At 64.3% G+C, this 18571-nt stretch carries 16 protein-coding genes; 6 read left to right on the plus strand and 10 right to left on the minus strand.

The features are described from left to right. Window positions 1-163 precede the first annotated feature (163 nt). The 3 genes from C560_RS0110695 to C560_RS0110705 are packed head-to-tail and all read left to right on the plus strand — an operon-like array spanning window position 164 to window position 3287. Window positions 164-1564 (plus strand): MFS transporter, encoded by a 1401-nt coding sequence (locus tag C560_RS0110695; protein WP_026538209.1) that lies wholly within the window; start codon window positions 164-166, stop codon window positions 1562-1564. Window positions 1565-1602: 38 nt separating this feature from the next. Continuing rightward, window positions 1603-2085, plus strand: coding sequence for a cation:proton antiporter regulatory subunit (locus tag C560_RS0110700; protein ID WP_018774037.1), 483 nt, complete (start codon window positions 1603-1605; stop codon window positions 2083-2085). A gap of 5 nt (window positions 2086-2090) precedes the next feature. Then, entirely contained in the window at window positions 2091-3287 is a 1197-nt protein-coding gene (locus C560_RS0110705) for a cation:proton antiporter (protein ID WP_026538210.1), read from the plus strand. A 91-nt stretch (window positions 3288-3378) separates the two neighbouring features. On the opposite strand, the gene dcd is transcribed toward C560_RS0110705, so the two are convergent. The 5 genes from dcd to C560_RS0110730 all read right to left on the minus strand — a co-directional run bounded on the left by dcd (window position 3379) and on the right by C560_RS0110730 (window position 9875). Continuing rightward, window positions 3379-3954, minus strand: a complete 576-nt coding sequence (gene dcd, locus C560_RS0110710) for a dCTP deaminase (protein ID WP_026538211.1) — start codon at window positions 3952-3954, stop codon at window positions 3379-3381. Between the two features lie 78 nt (window positions 3955-4032). Further along, window positions 4033-4479, minus strand: coding sequence for an SRPBCC family protein (locus C560_RS0110715; protein WP_018774034.1), 447 nt, complete (start codon window positions 4477-4479; stop codon window positions 4033-4035). A gap of 212 nt (window positions 4480-4691) precedes the next feature. Beyond that, window positions 4692-6152 carry a polysaccharide biosynthesis tyrosine autokinase gene (locus tag C560_RS21585; RefSeq protein WP_197026137.1) on the minus strand — a complete coding sequence of 487 codons (1461 nt, stop codon included), beginning with the start codon at window positions 6150-6152 and terminating at the stop codon, window positions 4692-4694. 39 nt (window positions 6153-6191) lie between these two features. Beyond that, window positions 6192-6554, minus strand: coding sequence for a hypothetical protein (locus C560_RS0110725; RefSeq protein WP_018774032.1), 363 nt, complete (start codon window positions 6552-6554; stop codon window positions 6192-6194). 396 nt (window positions 6555-6950) lie between these two features. After that, window positions 6951-9875 (minus strand): CBM96 family carbohydrate-binding protein, encoded by a 2925-nt coding sequence (locus C560_RS0110730; RefSeq protein ID WP_197026138.1) that lies wholly within the window; start codon window positions 9873-9875, stop codon window positions 6951-6953. A gap of 440 nt (window positions 9876-10315) precedes the next feature. Here C560_RS0110730 and C560_RS21590 point away from each other — a divergent pair, with 440 nt between their 5' ends. Then, window positions 10316-10768: an adenylyltransferase/cytidyltransferase family protein gene (locus C560_RS21590; RefSeq protein ID WP_197026139.1), complete on the plus strand. Its 453-nt coding sequence runs from the start codon at window positions 10316-10318 to the stop codon at window positions 10766-10768. 1 nt (window position 10769) lies between these two features. After that, window positions 10770-12248, plus strand: coding sequence for a glycerophosphodiester phosphodiesterase (locus C560_RS0110740; RefSeq protein WP_081801674.1), 1479 nt, complete (start codon window positions 10770-10772; stop codon window positions 12246-12248). A 42-nt stretch (window positions 12249-12290) separates the two neighbouring features. Here C560_RS0110740 and C560_RS0110745 read toward each other — a convergent pair whose 3' ends face one another. From C560_RS0110745 to C560_RS0110765, 5 genes are read right to left on the minus strand one after another with little or no spacing between them, the layout of a single operon-like run. Then, window positions 12291-13565, minus strand: a complete 1275-nt coding sequence (locus C560_RS0110745) for a hypothetical protein (RefSeq protein ID WP_026538214.1) — start codon at window positions 13563-13565, stop codon at window positions 12291-12293. Next, window positions 13566-14324, minus strand: coding sequence for a CDP-alcohol phosphatidyltransferase family protein (locus C560_RS0110750; protein ID WP_051533101.1), 759 nt, complete (start codon window positions 14322-14324; stop codon window positions 13566-13568). It abuts the gene before it with no gap. Next, window positions 14321-15763: a hypothetical protein gene (locus C560_RS0110755; RefSeq protein ID WP_026538216.1), complete on the minus strand. Its 1443-nt coding sequence runs from the start codon at window positions 15761-15763 to the stop codon at window positions 14321-14323. Before C560_RS0110755 ends, C560_RS0110750 begins: the two co-directional genes overlap by 4 nt. Beyond that, entirely contained in the window at window positions 15747-16901 is a 1155-nt protein-coding gene (locus C560_RS22635; protein ID WP_081801675.1) for a glycosyltransferase family 4 protein, read from the minus strand. The genes C560_RS0110755 and C560_RS22635 overlap by 17 nt, the downstream gene beginning before the upstream one ends. Beyond that, window positions 16894-17742, minus strand: a complete 849-nt coding sequence (locus C560_RS0110765; protein ID WP_026538217.1) for a glycosyltransferase family 2 protein — start codon at window positions 17740-17742, stop codon at window positions 16894-16896. The genes C560_RS22635 and C560_RS0110765 overlap by 8 nt, the downstream gene beginning before the upstream one ends. 41 nt (window positions 17743-17783) lie before the next feature. Here C560_RS0110765 and C560_RS21600 point away from each other — a divergent pair, with 41 nt between their 5' ends. Next, complete coding sequence (locus C560_RS21600; RefSeq protein WP_051533103.1) at window positions 17784-18566, plus strand: SGNH/GDSL hydrolase family protein; 783 nt, start codon at window positions 17784-17786, stop codon at window positions 18564-18566. Window positions 18567-18571 lie beyond the last annotated feature (5 nt).

The following is an 18571-nucleotide window of genomic DNA, read 5'->3' on the forward strand; positions in this document are numbered from 1 at the left end:
GTTCGGTGCCGACAGTTTACCAAGCGTGTACAAATTCTTTTGGCTGGGACACCGGCCGCTGAACAAGTTCGACGCAAATGTGCAGCCGGGGCCAAACTCTGCCTGGCAAAACCCGAGGCCGGCTGCCCCTCGGAGGACCCCCGGGGCGGCTACGATTCTGGCTATGAACACTGCCGCCGCCCCAGAGGACATGCGCCCCTCGGAACTGGAATCGGGAAGTCCCGTCCCGCACCGGGGCTGGATCCTCGCGTGGGCCTCGTGGGACTGGGGCTCGTCAGCCTTCAACGCCGTCATGACAACGTTTGTTTTCACCGTCTACCTGACCTCCAAGGCATTCGGCGGGGAGGACCAGGCCTCGGCAGTCCTGGGCGCCGCGCTGGCCGTCGCCGGGTTGGCCGTTGCCCTCCTGGCCCCGGTCACCGGGCAGCGCTCGGACACGGGAGGCCGGCGGAAACTGTGGCTGGGGGTCAACACGGCCGCCGTCGTGGTCCTGACCGGGCTGTGCTTCTTTGTCTTCCCGCGGCCGGACTTCCTGATCCTGGGCGTCACGCTCATAGCGCTGGGCAACGTCTTCTTCGAGTTTGCCGGGGTCAACTACAACGCCATGCTCACCCAGATTTCCACCCCGCGGAACATCGGCAAAGTGAGCGGCTTCGGCTGGGGAATGGGGTATCTCGGTGGCATCGTGGCGTTGCTGGTGGTGCTCCAGCTCTTCGTCCAGCCCAGCCTGAACTGGTTTGGCGCCTCCACCGCGGACAGCCTGAACATCCGGCTGGTGGCCGTGTTTTCGGCGCTGTGGTTCCTCGTCTTTGCCTTGCCCGTGCTGTTCGCGGTCCCGGAGCTGCCACGCTCGGACCGGGGCGCGGGCCTGGGGTTCCTCGCCTCCTACGGCCTGCTCGTCCGGCGCATCAAGGCGATCTACCGGACCAGCCCGCACACGATCTACTTCCTCCTAGCGAGCGCCATCTTCCGGGACGGGCTGGCAGCGGTTTTCACCTTTGGCGGGGTGATCGCGGCCGGCACCTTTGGCTTCGAGCTCAAGGACGTCATCTTCTTCGCGATCTTCGGAAATGTCGTGGCGGCCGTCGGCGCCATCCTCGGCGGCTTCCTGGATGACCGGATCGGGCCGAAGACCGTGATTATCGGGTCCCTCGCCGGCCTGCTGGTCGCGGGTACCGCGATCCTGGTCCTCGGCAACGGGAACTACGAGTTCGTTGGGATGGCCTGGGCCGGGACCACCACGTTCTGGGTCTTCGGCCTGCTGCTGTGCCTCTTCGTGGGACCGGCCCAGTCGTCCTCCCGCGCCTACCTCGCCCGGCTCGCCCCGCACGGCGAATCCGGTGAGCTGTTCGGCCTCTACGCCACCACCGGCCGGGCCGTGAGCTTCCTCGCCCCCGCCCTCTTCACGCTGTGCATCGCCGTCGCCGCCCCCTTTGTGGCCACCGGCGAGGCCCAGCGCTGGGGCATCCTGGGCATCATGGTGGTGCTGCTCGTGGGCCTGCTCGTGCTCCTGCCGGTCAAGGCCCCCGACCAGACCGAAATCGCGGTCGTCCCCGAGTCCTGAGACGGCCGAATCACCGGTTCGCGCACTAGGCTGATGTTATGAACGTGGATGAGACGGACCTCCCCGGCCTCGGCCGGCGCAAGGACTTTATGACTGCCTCCGGGCGCCGGATCGGCGTGGTCGAATATCGCGAGGGCCAGACGGAACTCATCGTCTCGACCTGGGACGATCCTGACACCTGCCAGGCCTCCGTCCCGCTGACCGCGGACGAGGCCGCCGCCCTGGGCAACCTCTTGGGCGGCCAGCGCATCGCCATGCAGCTCTCGGAAGCCCACCGGGAAATCCCGGGCATTGTCACGCGCCAGTTTTCGATCAGCGCTGAGTCCCCCTTCCAGAACCAGCCGATGGGGAAGGCCTGCATCCGGACCCGCAGCGGGGTCTCGATCGTGGCCATCATGCGCGAAGGCGAGGTCCTGCCCTCCCCGGGACCCGACGTCGTCCTTCATCCCGGTGACCTGCTCGTTGCGGTGGGCACGCAAGAAGGCCTGGACACGGCGGCCGGCATCCTGCGCAACGGATAAGCGGCATGGATCCGCTCGCGCTGACCCTGATCGAGCTGGGGGCCGTCGTCTTCTGCCTCGGCCTGCTGGCCAGACTGGCCGGGCGGATCGGCATGTCCCCCATCCCGCTCTATCTGGTGGGCGGGCTGTTCTTCGGGGCCGGGGGCCTGGTCAAGCTCGAAGGCATGCACGAGTTCGCGCACCTTTCCGGCGAGATCGGCGTAATTCTCCTGCTGCTTATGCTTGGGCTGGAATATACGGCGTCCGAGCTCGTCACTGGCCTGCGGCGGTCCTGGCAGGCCGGCGTCCTGGACCTGCTGCTCAATTTCCTGCCCGGTGCCGGGCTCGCCCTGATGCTGGGATGGGGCGTCGTGGGGGCCATGGTGATGGGGGGCGTCACCTACATTTCTTCGTCCGGCATCGCCGCCAAGGTCATCACGGATCTTGGCCGGATCGGCAACCGGGAAACCCCGGTGGTCCTGTCCATCCTGGTCTTTGAGGACCTCGCCATGGCCGTGTACCTGCCGGTCCTGACCGCCACGCTGGCCGGCGTCAGCTTCCTGCTGGGGCTGCAGACGGTGGGGATCTCCCTGGCTGTCGTCAGCCTGGTCCTGGTGGTGGCCCTGCGGCATGGACACCACGTGTCCAAGGCCGTGCACAGCGAAAACTCCGAGGTTTTCCTGCTCAACCTGCTGGGCGCGGCGCTTCTGGTCGCGGGGCTCGCCGCAGCCATGCAGGTTTCAGCGGCCGTGGGCGCGTTCATGCTCGGCATCGCGATTTCCGGCGCCACGGCCCACAGCGCCACCCGTGTCCTGGAACCGCTCCGTGACCTCTTCGCGGCCCTCTTCTTTGTGGTTTTTGGCCTCAACACCGACCCCCGGTCCATCCCCCCGGTCCTGGGCTGGGCCCTGCTGCTGGCCCTGGTGACGGCAGCCACCAAGATGATCACCGGGTACTGGGCGGCAAAACGGGCCGGGATTGGCATTCCCGGCCGCTACCGCGCGGGCGCCGCCCTGATCGCACGCGGCGAGTTCTCGATTGTCATCGCCGGCCTGGCCGTTGCCTCCGGCGTGGTGCCCGCGGATCTGGCGGCCCTCGCCACCGCCTACGTTCTGATCATGGCGATCGCGGGGCCGCTGGCCGCCCGCTTCGTGGAGCCGCTGGTCCGGCTCCTGCGCCGTCCCGTGCGGCGGCCCGCGTTCCGGACCTCCGGCCCGGCGTAAGGCTGCCCCCGCTGCGAGTCAGCGCGCCGGATGCCTGGCCGGATGCCTGGTGTGGCTGCCTTGTGTGGCTGCCTGGCGTAGCCGTCTTGGGCTAGATGTTGGTGAGGTGGAAATTCAGGTGGCTGCGGCTGGCCGTGGGGCCGCGCTGGCCCTGGTAGCGGTTGCCGTATTCCCCCGAACCGTACGGGTGCTCCGCCGCCGAGGACAGCCGGAAGAAGCACAGCTGGCCGATCTTCATGCCGGGCCAGAGCTTGATGGGCAGCGTGGCCATGTTGGACAGTTCCAGCGTGACGTGGCCGGAGAACCCGGGGTCGATGAAACCCGCCGTCGAGTGCGTCAGCAGGCCGAGCCGGCCGAGCGAGGACTTGCCCTCGAGGCGGGCCGCGATGTCATCCGGCAGCGTCACGGTCTCGTAGGTGGAGCCAAGGACGAACTCCCCCGGGTGCAGGATAAACGGCTCGCCGGACTCCACTTCCACCAGGCGGGTCAGCTCGGGCTGCTCCTCGGCCGGGTCAATGTGGGCGTATTTGTGGTTGTCGAACAGCCGGAAGAACTTATCGATCCTGACGTCCACCGAGGACGGCTGGACCATGTCGGGGTCGAAGGGCTCAAGGACAATCCGCTGGGAGTCAATTTCGGTTCGAATGTCGCGGTCAGAGATCAGCACGGGTTCAAAAATACCGCACGGCGCCCTGCCAGGCTTCATGGGCGGGTGCAGCCACCCAGTGTTACTTCACTGGTCCGTCTATTCCGTGGCGGGCATATCTTCGAGGAGGGACTTGAGCCGCTCGAGCTGGCAGACCTCGGCCTTCATCCGCCGGCGGAAGGGGTTCCTCATCCGGACCACGAACCCCCTGGGCTCGTACTTCAGGGCGAACCGGACGCGGGTACTGGGACCCTCAGTGCTCAGGTAGTAGCCGCCGTGCGGCCGGGCCGGCCCGACGATGACCTGGTACTGGATCTCCGCCCCCGTCCGGGCTTCGACGATTTCGAAGTCCGCGGCTACGGGTCGTCCGCCGGGTCCGGCGACCGTCTGCCGGTACACGGCACCTTTGGCACCGGCGGCACCGGAGAGGAGCTCCACGCTCCGGACCCCTTCCCGCCAGAGCGGCAGGTGGGCGGGGTCCAGGAGGAAGTTGTACACGCTCATGGCGTCACGGTGGATGACGACGTCGTACTCTGCGAATGCCACAAAAATCCTTGCTCGGCGGACGGCGATAGGCGTAGCCCGCTTCCCCCGAACTGCAGCTAACCACTTCAGGATATTCGCCGGGGCCACCAGTACCGCGGCGGCTCCAGGTCCTTTACCGAACAGTTACGGAGACCACCGAAGGCGGTCGTCGCTGGCCGCCCCGCCAAGGAGCCCCGCCAAGGGCAGGGCTCCGGAAAACCTGGCAGTCATCTTTACGTTTCCACACTCGCGAACTTGCCGCGGCGAACGTGGGCGGGGCGGAAGGAACCGTCGTCGCGGTTGTCGACGGGAGGGATGCGATCGGGATGTTCGGCGCCGTATCCGGCAACGTATGCCGTGTTGGCGTCGGGGCCCCGCCGGGGGATCCTGTTTTGGACAACGCCCAGAATATTGGCGTCGACGAAATTGAGCTGGTCAATTGCCTTGGCCAAGCTGTGTTGGCTCACCCTCTTCGTTCCGACCACCAGCAACACGCTGTCGGTGCTCTTGGTCAGCACACTGGCGTCGGTGACGGGGAGGATCGGCGGGGAATCAACGATGATCACGTCGAACTTCTTCTGGAGCTCCTCCAGAAGACGGCTCATGGCTGCCGAACCGAGCAGTTCACTGGGATTGGGCGGCAGAGGTCCCGAGGCCAGCAATGCCAGGCCGTCGTCGGACCAGTACTGGATGCTGTCTTCGAGGGTGGATGTTCCGACAAGGACGGTGGTGAGGCCGATTCCCCCTTCGATGCCAGTCGCTGAAGCAACTGAAGGAAGACGAAGATCCGCATCGACGAGAATGACCTTCTGGCCGCCCTTGGCGATGGTGACGGCAAGGTTCAGCGCGACCGTGCTCTTCCCTTCCCCGGCTGACGCCGAAGTGACAACGATCGAGCGCATCGGCCGGTTCACACCTGCGAACTGGAGGTTCGTTCGGAGCTTGCGGAACGCCTCCGCGCCCGAACCGCCCAGGACCGACGGAGCCGCACCGGGCAGACGGCCGGCAGTCTGTTCGGTGATTCCTGCCAGGAGCGGCAGATCAGTCATTTTGCGCAAATCCGATTCGGTCCGGATGTTGCGGTCCAGGACATGGCGCAGTACGGCCGCCGCGATTCCGGCTGCGAGCCCGTACAGAAGGCCCAGGGCAAGGTCCAGCTTCGCGTTGGGGCTCGACGGCTCGGTCGGCGTGGTGGCGTGATCCACCGGGCTGAGCCGGACCGGGGTCGGCGTTCCGTTCGTGGGCCGCTCCAGGTCAGCGACAGCCGTGATGAGGCTGGCAGCGACGGCGTTGGCAATGTCGGCGCTCCGCTGGGCGGAGCCGTCCCTGGCTTCGATTTCGATGATCACCGTGTTGCGGGCGGTGGATGTCTTGATCTTGGCGGCCAAGGCCTCCGGGGTCATGCCGAGATTGAGCTTGTCGATGACAGGTTGGAGAACGGTCGGTTTCGAGGTGACGTCCACATACGATTGGACGCGCGCCAGTGCGAAGACGCTGCCCTGTTGCAATTCCGCGGACGTTTCCGAGTTCTGCGTCGAGACGAAAAGGCTCGTCGACGCCGTGTAGGACGTGGGAGTAAGCAAGGACGCCACGCCCGCGAGAATCGTTCCCAGCAACGCCAGGACAGTGATCAGGCGCCAGCTTCGGCGCAATATGAGCAATTGTTCACGGACGTCCATTGCGGGTCCTTTCACGGGCGGTGGTTGCTGCATTCCAGACGAAGCGGCGCGGTTTCATGCGGCCAGCCAGGTGTAGCAACCATCCGACACGACGCGGGCCGTGCCGGCCGGGATGGTGAAGGCCGACGTACCGTTCGATTGCGCAATCGCCCCGCCTGCTGCATCGTAGGCCACCAGTGTGCAGCTCGGAGAGGGATTCCATGCCTCGTACTTACCCGCGGAGATTGACCCGCCGCCTTCCTTGGGAGCTGCCGCACCGATGGTGAAGTCGCCGTCGGTGAAGCCGCGGCGGGCGGCATCGAGCTCAGGCTGGAGCCCGGGACAGAGATCAGTAATGGCAGCGACCACCTCCGCGTCCACCTTCTCGATCAGGTGGGACACCACGGCCTTCTGGTCCGTGGCTTTCACGTTTTCCAATTGGGTGCAGCTTTCCTGTCCGACTTGAAGGACCGCGTTTGGGTCGGTGCCCTGGGGGACCCGTGATGAGAGATACCGCTGCTCGGGAGGCGCGAAGGTGGGCTCCGGTGCAGCCTGCGGGGCTGGCGCCTCGCCGGAGGAGGTGGGCGTAGCCGCAGGTGCCGCTGTCTTGGCTCCCGTGGCGGGAGCCGAGGGGGAAGACCCCCGGGGAGCGGCCGCAGCCTCAGAAGCTGAGGCGGCCGGGGAGGATGAGTTGGCGGACGTGGACGTGGCGTTTGGGTTTCCGGGGGAGGTGCAACCGGCGGCTGCGAAGACCGCAGCCGCCAGAAGCACCGTTCCCAGGGATTTCGAGAGACCGTTATACATGGGATGTTTTCTTTCGAGAGCTTTTCTTACCTAGGGATTCGGCTCGAAGTTCAGGACCAGGGCCGGACGTTTGACAGCAGTGGCTTCCCGCGAGAAGAACCACATGTTGTCGGTTCCTGCGCTCTGCATCGAGAAGTTGATGTCACCTGCGAGTGCTGCCGAGATTGCGGCCGCGTCCAGTGAAATGGAGTACGACGCATTCGGTGCCGTCGGACCGTCCAGCGTTCCCAGCAAGGTGCTGCTGGTTTGCGGGCGGTTGTTGTAGGTCGTCGTCGCCTCGGACCAGTCACCGGCCATCGCCACCGTCTGCTGCGGATCGGCGGACCCTGCGAATGAATCCGCGGTAGTTGAGAACCTCAAGGTCGCCGACACGAGGTGCTGGCCCGCAGGAACCTGCGAAGACGCATTGAACCTCATGTAGGTGATGTAGGCCAACGTACCCCTGGTGGCCAGGGTCGTGAAGGACCCTGTTGCGGTATTCGGCGCTCCCGCGTTCACGTAGGTGTCGGCGGTCGGTGTCAGCGTGAGCGAGACCGGCTGCGGTAACGGAACCACCGTTGCGGAGGCTTCGTTGGACGGGCCGCTTACGTTGGCGGCCTCGTCGGCGGCGAGAACCTGATAGTACGACGTTCCGGCCGGGCGGCCCGCGTCGGTCCAGCTGAGCGTGCTCCCGTTCACCGTGGCGACGAGGCTGGCCGCTGACGGGGTGAACCCGCTGGTATCGGAACGGTGGACCTGGTACTCAGTAACCCCGACGTTGTCAGTGGTTTCGTTCCAGGAAACCGCCACATCACTGGCATGTACCGCGGCCGCAACTCCTGTCACGGCCGCGGGAGCTTGTGTGTCGGGGATCGGCTGTCCTATTCCCTTGCCGATGTTGAAGTGGTCGGTGACCTGCGCTGCCGAAAGTACCGTCGGGTACACGGCGAACTCGTCGATGGAGCCGGCGAAGTAGTTGCTCGAGGGCCGCAACGGCCAGCTGTTCAGCTGGTCTCCGCCAATCTTCCACGAACCCCAGTAGCTTTGCGCTGCAGTCTGATTCGGCAGCGCGCCGATCTGGGTTCCGTCAACGTACAGCCGCATGCCGTCGCTGCCCTGCGTCGCCACCGCGTGGTGCCAGGCGTTGTCGTTGTAGGGCAGAGCCGTGCTGACCGTCCTTGTGCCGTTGACATAGACACCGAAGATCAGCGTGCCCGCGTTCGTCATGTAGAGGTTCCGGTCGTAACTGCTGCTGAGTCCGGGATTGGTACCGTGCCGGTTCGGCTGGCCATTGCCGAAGCCGAAGATCTTCCCGCCCCGGGTCGTGTTCGTCTTGAACCAGACCTCCGCGCTGTAGACGGTGGGCGCATTGCCCCGATTCTGGCCGTAGGCGTATGCGCTCGTGCCGTTGAACGTCGTCGAGCGGCTGGTGTCATTGGCAATGGCTCCTGTGTCGCCGGCAAATGCCGGTCCGCCATAGCTCAGTTCCAGGTTGTTGCCCGCAGAGCTGTCGGCGCCGACCGTCGGACCGTTGCCGTCAAGCCGCCAGTACGTGCTGGCACCTGCCCCAAGGACAGCGGCCGGGTAGGCTGCGGTGTTCCGTGCTGTTGTGACGGCCACCGAGGCCGAGAGCGGACCGGTATTGGTGCCGTCAGTCGCCCGGACGCGGTAGCTGTACTGCGTTCCGGGTACGGCTGTCTTGTCCGTGAAGGACACCTGGCCGGTCGACCACCACAGCGAGTTGGCGTTGACAGTTCCCAGCGGTGTCGTCGAGCCGTTCCGGTAGACGCTGTAGGTCAGCGCCGAGTCATCGTTGTCGAGGCTGGCCCGCCACCGGATCTGGTTTTCACCGGCCTTGACGCTTTCCGCGCTGACGTTGCTGGGCGAGGACGGTGCCACAGTTCCCGGGCCGGGGCCGAACCTGGTCAGGCCCTGCTGGGCGGCGCCGTTAGTAGTGGTGAATTCGCCGGCGACCCAAAGCATGTCGCCCGAACCCCGATTCGTGTGGACGATGGCCCTCGGACCAATGCCCTCACCAATGCCGTCGTTGGTGTCAGGGCTCCACCCCAGTTGGGGTGCCGGGGCGTTTACGCTCTGCGCCGTCAGGTGCTGCCGGACGCCGTCTGCCATTTCATTCATGGTCGAGCAGTCGTGCTCGTGGCTGGCGGCGTAGAGGACACCGCCGTAGACGTCCACCGCCTGGGTGGCTCCGAGGCAGGTGTCCCTCCACACCTGGTCATACGTATCAAGGCTAAATCGTGCCCGCCCGTCGAAGACGCCGCCCCCGGTGCCCTCGTTGCCGATGTAGAAGTTCTGCCCATCGTTGACAATGGACTTCGTGAACGACGTGCGTGAAATGAACGAGCTGCCGTAAGTCCGCACGTTCGCGCCGGTGGTTGCGTCGACGACGGCGATCGACTGCGAGGCAACGCCGTTCACAGTTGCGAAATCGCCGCCCAGAACGACGACGTTGCGGCCGGCGGGAACAGTCAGCGCGCGAGCCGACGCGTTCACGGCCGGCGCCCACGGCAGGAGCCCGCCGTTTGAGTCCATGGCCGCGTAGCGGCTACGGGCCTCGGACCCGACCGTTTGGAAGTCGCCACCGAAATAGACGGCAGTGTTCGTGGCCTCGATTGTCCGGACCGTCGCCGAGACGATTGCCGGCCGGAAGGTCGTGTCTACCGTGCAGCCAGGAAGCTTAACGGCAGCGATGCGGGTGGTGTTGACGCCGTTGATGGCCCCAAACAGACCGCCTACATAGAGCCGGCTGCCGTCCGGCGTTACCGCCAGGGCCCGAACGGTTGTACCTGTACCGCCCGTCACGGACAAGGCGCAGGAAGTTGGGTTGCCGGTGAACGCGTCGAAGGCCGCGAAGTTCACTGCATTTCTTGACTGGGTGCTACCGGCGGCGGTGCCAGGAGGCCGGATCTGGGTGAAGGTTCCGCCGGCGTAGACAACACCGTTTGACTGGGCCATGGTCCAGGCAACGCCGTTTGTCTGCCAAGTCGGGAGGGCGTTGGCGGAAAACGCAACTCCCGGAGATAGAGCGAGCGCGGAGCTGCTGGTGGCAATTAACGGTGCCACCGCTAGCGCAATACCCGCTAGAACAGCTGGGATTTTTTGACGCATGGAGTCCCCCCCGGTTACGTAATCATGAACTTCAGGGCTGAAGCTACCAAGATCAAATCAGCAAAGACCAAGGGCGGGAACGGTTGCTCCTACTAGCTTTTCCACCCCTCCTACTTGTCTTACTAGCACCGCTACCTGCTTTAGCCGCCCGCCCACGCGTTTCTCCCTAAAGTGCTTTGCGTCAGGCAATAACACCCTCAGCATGGAATTGGGGGGACCAGCCCAGCGCCTCGACGGCCGGCCGGTGCCTATGACCTATTCGGCATTCGTGAAGAATCGAGTTCGTTGTGACTGTTCGTATCGGCTATGCATCGGGTGTCTACGATCTTTTCCATGTCGGGCACCTCAACCTGCTCAAACATGCGCGGTTGCACTGCGACTATCTGGTCGCCGGAGTGGTCTCCACCGAAGCGACACTGCTCATGAAGAACAAAGAGCCTGTCGTGCCCCTTCATGAACGGCTCGAGATCGTCCGGAACATCCGGCTTGTCGATGAGGTGGTCGTAGACAACTACCCGGACAAAGTCGATGCCTGGCGTGCCGTTGGATTCCATGTAATTTTCAAAGGCGATGATTGGCGCGGAACAGAAAAGGGAAACCGCCTCGAAGCCGGCATGCTGGCGCTCGGCGTCGACGTCGTGTATTTCCCCTACACCGTTCACACCTCCAGCACCCTGCTGCGGCGCGCCCTGAATCTGCTTGAAAGCGGCGTTGAAGACAACGAGTCATTGCAGGCGTGAAATGCATGCAAATCAAAGTGCAGGGAAAGTACGAACCAGCACTGGGAATATTCCAGAAAATTGCGGACCTCTCTCCCGGCGCCAGGCCATCCTCCTTGGAGCCTCGGGATTATTTCTGGCCGGATGCACTCCCGCCCGTCCGCCTGTTGAAACCCCGGAAATTCACACGGTAGCCACGCTATTTGAAACGAATCGCTTCTTTGTGGCTCACCGCGGCTCAGGAGATAACTGGCCGGAACACACTATGCAGGCGTACGTGCAGTCGGTAAATTTCGGTGTTCCGGCCCTCGAGGTTTCGGTGAACGCCACGAAGGACGGCGTGCTGGTGTGCCATCACGATCAAAGTGCGCTCAGGGTGACCGGGCAGGACCGCAAGGTCGCGGACCTTACCTATGCCGAGCTCAGCGGCCTCCGGGTCGATGCCCGCGCTTGGCTTGGCCCGTCGACGGCTCTTGAGCCTATTCCGAAGTTACGGGACGTCCTGGACCGGTTCGCGGCTTCGCATGTCATTTTCATCGAAGACAAACAAGGCACGAACACGAGAACGCTTCTTGACTTGATGGACAGCTACCCAAATTCCACCGAGCACTTCATCTGGAAGCAGCCGGCCCCCGCCCTCCAGGTAGCGGCAGCCGCCAAGCGCGGCTACAAAACGTGGGGGTACTTCATGCCGGATGCCATTCCGCGTTTGGACGAGCTCGCCGCCGGGTTCGACTATCTTGGCGTCTACCACACCGCCGATGACGCGACGGTCAGCAAGGTCGTGGCCTACGGCAAGCCCGTTATTTGCTGGGAAATCCATACCCGTTCCGCTGCCAACCGCATAACCAGTCTGGGCGTTCAGGGCCTGATGTGCTCAAACATCCCATACGTGACGTCGGCGTCTGCGGAACCCAAGGACTCGTTCTCGACCGGCTCCCGGGCCGCCGGCGATCTTCCTTGGACTGTCGACCAAGGCTGGGGAGCCCAACCGGTGATCGATGCGGCATCGGCATCGGTGGTGCTGGATAAGAGCGAGAACTTCAGCTACCGCCTTGGTTCGATGGGTCCTGTCACGAAAGAAATCCACAGCATTTCGTTCGAAATGTGTTGGCCACAGGAACTCCCGTCGAACCTTCAGCACGCCGGAATCGCGTTCGGGCAACAGGATGACACCCCCTACCGGGTGTTGGTGCCAAGCAGCGTCGGGGGCTATCACCTGATCATTCGGCCGGCCGGAGAGCTGGTCCTGTACCGGCGCGACCCGGGGAATCCAGCCGGCACACGGCTGCAGACGATCGCGACCTCACCCATAAAGCCCGGGGAATGGCTGCACTTCAAAATCGACGTCACGCCGTCCTCCATCCGGTTCTCCAGGGTGGACGGGGTCGGATGGTCAGGAGAGACGATGGACCGGGAGTACCGCGGCGGCTATATCAGTCTCTGCAAGGATTACCCAGCTCCGGTCCCCGTCCAGTTCAGGGGCGTCTCGGTCACCTAGACCGGGTGCCCGGCGCCGGCCACCCGGCGTGTTGCTCCACGCTCACCGGGCGTCAGCAGCCCGCCGGAGCTCGACTTCCGCCGGATCCGGCCGATGCGACGACGATTCTGTCCGCGAACGGGACCGCGATCTCGACACAACGGTGGCGGCCCCCCCGACGACCACTGCGGCCGCCACTGCCAGCGCAAATGCCCAGGCGGCGCCGACGGTACCGCCCGCATACGCCAGGGCGAGCGGCAGCACAAGCGTCAGCAGGGCCAGAACTGCCCGCATGAGCGTCGACAGCCTGTTCGCCTGGACGGACCTGTAGTAGGCCAGCAGGACGGTGTAGGGAACCATCGCCAGGTATTGCACCAAGTAGGGAAGTCGCAGTCCGGACGCAGCCTCCCAGGATGCGCCGAGCACGAGGGCTCCTATGGAGCCCGGCAGCAGCATGACGGCAGCACCCCACAGCCCCGCCATGGCTGCTACGACCACGAACGTCTCGATCAGCCGCGCTCGAAAGACGGTGGTGCCTTTGGTGCGTACGAGCTCGGGAATGACAGCCATCTTGATAGCGGAAAAGGCGGTGTTGAGGGGCGAGAACAGCAATTGCGCTGCGCGCAGCGCACCCACGCCAGCAGCGCCCAGAGGCAGCGCCAAGAGATACAGTACGACGAAGTTGGACGCGTTGAGCGCTGAAAACTCCCCGAGATAGCGGAGACCGGGGTTACGGTTGACGCCCAGCCAGCGCCTGCCATCGCGCACCGAAGGCAGCACCCGCCCCAACAGAAGTCCCAGGACCAGTGCAGCCGCTGCGCCGCCGCCCCAGCAGAGAACGACGGCCCACACGGCTCCGGAGGTGGCCGCGACAGCCGCCATGGACGTGATCGACAATGCGGCCCACACAGCGTCGATGAGCAGCGCCCGCCATGGCCGGTGCTCGCAGATGAACAAATACCGGAGCGTGTCTTGGAGGAGCACGAAGGGCAGGCTGGCGGCGATGACAAACCAGATGAGACGGGCCGATTGGTCAGCCAGGACGGCGCCTGCCAGCAGCAAGGGAACGGTGACGGCTGCAACCAGCACGCTGGCACCCAAAACGCCTCTCCTCACCGAGGCCTTCAGGGAGCCCGCGGCGGAGTATTTGACCAGCAGCGTCTCTCCGATGAGTGCGCGCTGGGCGCCCAGGAACAGGAGCAAACCGGCATAGCCCAAGGAGAACTGACCGAACTGGCCAGCGGTCGCAACATTGGCTGTAATGGCTACCGCGACGAAGTTCGAGATGCTGGATACGGCCTGATCGCCGAAGGCAACGTACCTGCTCATACGGGCCATCTAGTCCATCCTTGCCAGGGCACGGGAAAACTTCGCCACGTAGGCGGCGCAGAAGACGCAATGGAAGATCGCCAACACCGCATAGCAGGGCAGGAATATGCTGCTCCACGGCACTGTCATCAGGGCGAGGCACGTCATGCCGTAGTCGACAGGCAACGTGAGAATCGATCGCTTTATGGAAGGCGGGGCATCGCGGCCGGGATGTGATGGGCGCTGTCCGGGCTGACGGGTCAGCTGATCGAATAGTGCCCCGGCGAAGAAAATTGTGGAGTTAGCGAAAAGGAACACGCCGCACAGAGCGGCCAGCTGCAGCGCCGGGATGGAAGTTGTGCGCAGGAGGAAGCAGAAGACGGCTCCGTGCAGGACGACGATCCGCCCGCTGTCCAGCACATGGTCGAGCCACTCACCCAATTTTGAGCTGCGTCCCTGGAGTCTTGCCAGCTGCCCGTCCGCAGAGTCGAGCACGAACCCGGCGGCGAGCACCACCCCCACCAGAGCGGAACCTGCCCCGGTTCCTGCACCGAAGGCCAGCCACAGCAACGCCCCATAGGTCAGGAACGCCCCCGCGAAAGTCACGTGGTTGGGGCCGAATCGGGTGTTCCTGAGCGCGGCTGCGACCACCCGGCCAGCCGGTCGGTTGACGTACAGGCAGTACAGAGGCACCCCCTTCTTGCCCTTCTGCGCCAAGCTGAGCTCCCTGAAAGACTGAGCAAAACCGGGCCCCGCGGCATGTGGACGCTCGAGCTTGTCCGTACTCATTTCGTGTCACCTGGCTTTCGTTTGGCGCCCACGCTCAGAACCGCGATGGCCAGGGCGAGGATCAGCAGCCTCCCCATCGACTGCAGCAGAGAGCCGCGGAGCAGGATAAACATGTACCCGGAGAAGATGGAGACGCCCAGGTAGCCCACCGATCCGGCGGACAACGCACCCGCGCCGAAGCCGACATCGAGCCTTCTGCTCAGCAGCCCGAGCAGGGCGAATGTGACTGCCACCCCGACTACTCCAAAGTTGATCCAGGCCTCTGCCCACAGCGGGGACGACAGGTTGACGTTGGCACTGCTCATCCACTGGCCGACTTCAACACCGCTGTCCAGCGGTTTGGTCGGCCAGACGACGCGCGGCACCCAAAACAGCAAGGCGCCAAGGAACTGGTAGCCCCAGGTCAGCCCCTCATCCCGGGTGAACCCCAGGGTATTCGCGAGCATGCTGAACTGGTCGTAGTCCTTGGTCGAGATCATCCGCCATACCGAGTCCGTTTGGAGCATGACGCCGGTCCCCGCTGCCCGGCGGGTGATGTCGCTTAACGGAAAAAGGAAGATCGCCGCCACTACCCCGCCGACGATCGCGACGTTGAAGAGGGCTTTGCGGGACCCGATAAGAGGCATGACCAGGCCGAAAAGCACAGCCAGCGTCCAGTAACGCGAGTTGGAGATCGGGTTGTTGACGACGACGTTGAGCACCACCAGGCCGACTATTAGGACAGCGTCAAGCATGTTGAGGGAGCTTCGGAGTTTCCGGAATACGTGGATGTAGAAAATGAGCGCCACCAGGCAGGTTACGGAACCGAAGGCGGAGATGATTGCCCGGGCAGCTTGTCCGCTGTCGGGGCTCACCTGGTCCAGCGCCTGGCTCGCCTCCTGCCGGCTGGCAAAGAACACGCTGATTCCGCCGACCTGAGCCACGTAGATCAACCCGCCCAGGATCGCGGCTGCCGCAAAGATCCTCAGGGCATCCATGCTCCGCAGCTTGCGCACGGGCGCCGGGCCGCCCAAGTTCCGGAAGAGTCTAAGGTGATAGGCCAGATCGAAGCTGATGCAGCCGAGAAGAGTGATGGCGGTCGTCGCGTACAAAGTCGAATCGTCGACCTGGACGGCCAGTACGGTTGACGCGCCGGTTGACAATTGGGCCAGTGGAACAACGCCGAGGCAGATATAGACGAACATCCAGAAAACGCCGGCTACCGGTCGCACCTGGTCCTTCCACAGAATGACGCTCATGCGGAAGGCTGCATAGAGGAGCACCGAGTATCGGATGAGGAAGTCAGTATCGCTGTAGGAGGCTTCCGACGTCGACCGCAGGATGAGCGGTATCGCCACGGCAAAACACAGAAAAGTCAGGATCGCCAGCGCCGCACCGATTCCGGACTTCCTCTCGCCCGGCAGGCTGACCGGGCTTCGGAAGTCACTGCCGGCCAGCATTTATCGCCTCCGCATACAGTCCCAGGAGACTCTCCGCGAGGGATTCGGCAGACCATAGACCCAGGTGCAGCTCACGGGCCCGCGCACTCAGCCGGCACCGCAGATCCTTGTTGGCCGCCACTGTGGCCATGGCTGCGTGGAAGGCATCGGCCGTGGGCGCAGCGACAATCGCCGCACCCGCTTTCTGCAAGGCCGCGGCCAGTCCGCATTCCGAGGTCAGAATGATGGGCGTACCCACAGCCGCGGCCTCGATGATCACCATCGGGTAAGGCTCGTGGCGGGCCGGCAAAACGACGGCGGTCGCCTGGGACAGTGCCTCCAGCACCTGAGGTTCCGTCAACTCCCCCGGGAGATCGAACCGGTCCCGGAAGCCTGAAGCGTCGATCAAACGGCGCACGGTCTCCAGTTCGCCCTGATCAGGTCCTGCAACCACGAATCGGGCTTCCGATCCGTCCCGCAGGAGGGCAATCGCTGCCTCGACGAACACCGCGGGCTGCTTGCGCGCCGCAAGCCGTGAAACAAACAGAAAGGTGGGAGTCTGCGGGTCTTCCCACACGGTGCCCGGGTCGGCTGTCGCGTTCACCACCCGGCGCATCTTCGTCCTCGGCACGCCGAGGGACTCAAGGTTCCTTTCCTCGGCCTCCGTCAGGGTCAGCCATAGTTGTGGCGTCCGCATCGCCCGTCGGAAGATCAGCGCATCGAACACGCGCAACCCGCGCGAACGCGGCGCTGCAAGCATGCCGTGTGCCTGGGCGATGACGGGAATGGCGGCACCGCGCAGCACGAGGGCGCTGGACGTTGTGATGAAGTCGCGGCAGAGGTGCAGCTGGACGACGTCGACCTGGCGGCTCCGGTCCCAAACATGCCTGACGAGACCGACCCCAATCAGGCCCCTGAGACGGGCGCCCCGGAACGGGCGCCGGACCGGAAAAATACTTTCATGCGGTTCCGGTCGAGTGGCCGGCCGGCCGCCGAGCCAGCCCCCGACGAGTTCAACAGCGGCGCCATGGCGCACCAGCGCTGCACTCTGCATGCGCGCGACCGCCCAGACGCCGCCCGCGACGGCGCCCGGTCCGGCCAGACCGCCGATCTGCAGCACGCTCAGGGGCGGCCTCGACGATGCGCGTTTTTCAGGCATGTTCAGCCAGCCGACGGCCGTTTTGCTGTAGTTCGCGGGTCTTCAGGCCGATCTGCCAGTAGTACGAAGCCAGGGCGACGGCGTAGTCAAGGCCGGCCCGTCCGTCCAGGAAGCCGGCCCGGACAATGTAGCTGTAGACCCAGAAGGCAAAGGGTTTGAACGGGACGACATCAAAGCGCTGCCCCTGCAGGCTTTTCGACGAGCGCACCGAGCGCCGCATGGCCGGGTCGGCATGGATATAGGCTTCCCAGTCGGAGTACTTGTTGTGCCGGTCGAACCAGGTGCGGACCGGGTCAAGGTCGTGGTGTGCCAGCAGGCCCGAAGTGCGTCCCACCTCGCCCGTCGCCTCTGGCTGGTAGTGCACTTCCAGCTCCGTCATCACCGGAAGATTCACCAAACCAGTGTCCTCATAGCGGTTGAAGCCCCGCTTCAACAGCGAACGCTTGACCACCCGGTGGCCGTGTTTGAGAACCTTGCCAGCGAAGTGATAGGAGATGGGAATGTCGAAAGCCACGCGGCGTTCCAGCGGATCCGAGACGATGACGGCGATTTCCTCGATCAGTTCCTTACTCGGAAATTCGTCGGCGTCAAGAAACAGAATCCAGGGGTGGCGGGTCGGCGCATGTTCAAGCTGCCACTGCTTCTTCTGGGGGTACGCCCCGTTCCAGGTGAAGTTGATGACGGTCGCACCGCCGGCGGCGGCAAGTTCCGCGGTCCGATCGGTGCTGTTTGAATCGACCACGATGATCTCGTCGAAGTCGCCCAGTGCCGCCAAGCACCTCTCGATGCTCGCCTCTTCATTCTTCGTCTGAATCAGGATCGAAGCTGGTATCTTACGCATTCACTTCCCCCTCAAGAGTGGATTGCCGATAGTCTTTGCGAATGGATTTTCTGAAGAGCACTAACAGGACCAGATCATCCTTCCGGTTCCGTCACCTGAAGGAACTTGGTTTTGGCCTGCTGGCCGTGGTGGCGGTCATCATTGCTGTGCTGGCGTTCACCGCGCGGGGCAACGGGGCCGGCCCCTCGCCGGCTCCAGCTGCCAGTACGCCGGAATCCAGCCGTGCTGCGGTCCCTAACGTTGACATCATCGGCGACTCCTACGTTGTCGGCTCCGACCAGGGTGGCTACGGAGCAGCCAACTGGGCAAAGATCGTGGGGTCCCGCTTTTACTCGGAGTCCCATCCGGTCGACATGAACGTCATCGGCCATCCCGGCGCCGGGTACATCGTCAGGGGAACCGAGAAAGTCACTTTCGCCGAAGCCGCCACCACCAGCTTGCGCTCGACGGCTGATCTGGTCCTTGTCTTCGGGAGCAGGAACGACGGCAAGCAGGACCCTGCGGCCATGGCCGCGGCTGCGACTGATCTCTACACAAAGATCCACGAGCGGGCGCCCCGCGCGAAGCTGATAGTCGTCGGGCCGGCCTGGGTCGACGAGCGGGTGCCGGACTTCATCCTCAGTGACAGCAAAGCGATCTCCGAGGCAGCGACTGCCGGCGGCATTCAGTTCGTCAACCCGCTGAGCGAGCGCTGGTTCTTCGGCGCCGATTCCAAGCTCATCGGCGCCGACGGCGTCCACCCGACCGACGCCGGCCATCAGTACCTCGCCGAAAAAATGTACGAGTTGATTTCCAAGACCCTGGCCACCATGGCTACCCCCTAGGCTGC

The sequence above is a fragment of the Arthrobacter sp. 9MFCol3.1 genome (assembly GCF_000620385.1).
GTDB lineage: Bacteria > Actinomycetota > Actinomycetes > Actinomycetales > Micrococcaceae > Arthrobacter.

Coding starts and splice junctions, on each gene's coding strand:
- C560_RS0110695 (WP_026538209.1), top strand. CDS start 164: ATGAACACTGCCGCCGCCCCAGAGGACATGCGCCCCTCGGAACTGGAA.
- C560_RS0110700 (WP_018774037.1), top strand. CDS start 1,603: ATGAACGTGGATGAGACGGACCTCCCCGGCCTCGGCCGGCGCAAGGAC.
- C560_RS0110705 (WP_026538210.1), top strand. CDS start 2,091: ATGGATCCGCTCGCGCTGACCCTGATCGAGCTGGGGGCCGTCGTCTTC.
- C560_RS0110730 (WP_197026138.1), bottom strand. CDS start 9,875: ATGGCCCAGTCAAACGGTGTTGTCTACGCCGGCGGAACCTTCACCCAG.
- C560_RS0110740 (WP_081801674.1), top strand. CDS start 10,770: ATGCATGCAAATCAAAGTGCAGGGAAAGTACGAACCAGCACTGGGAAT.
- C560_RS0110745 (WP_026538214.1), bottom strand. CDS start 13,565: ATGGCCCGTATGAGCAGGTACGTTGCCTTCGGCGATCAGGCCGTATCC.
- C560_RS0110750 (WP_051533101.1), bottom strand. CDS start 14,324: ATGAGTACGGACAAGCTCGAGCGTCCACATGCCGCGGGGCCCGGTTTT.
- C560_RS0110755 (WP_026538216.1), bottom strand. CDS start 15,763: ATGCTGGCCGGCAGTGACTTCCGAAGCCCGGTCAGCCTGCCGGGCGAG.
- C560_RS22635 (WP_081801675.1), bottom strand. CDS start 16,901: ATGCCTGAAAAACGCGCATCGTCGAGGCCGCCCCTGAGCGTGCTGCAG.
- C560_RS0110765 (WP_026538217.1), bottom strand. CDS start 17,742: ATGCGTAAGATACCAGCTTCGATCCTGATTCAGACGAAGAATGAAGAG.
- C560_RS21600 (WP_051533103.1), top strand. CDS start 17,784: ATGGATTTTCTGAAGAGCACTAACAGGACCAGATCATCCTTCCGGTTC.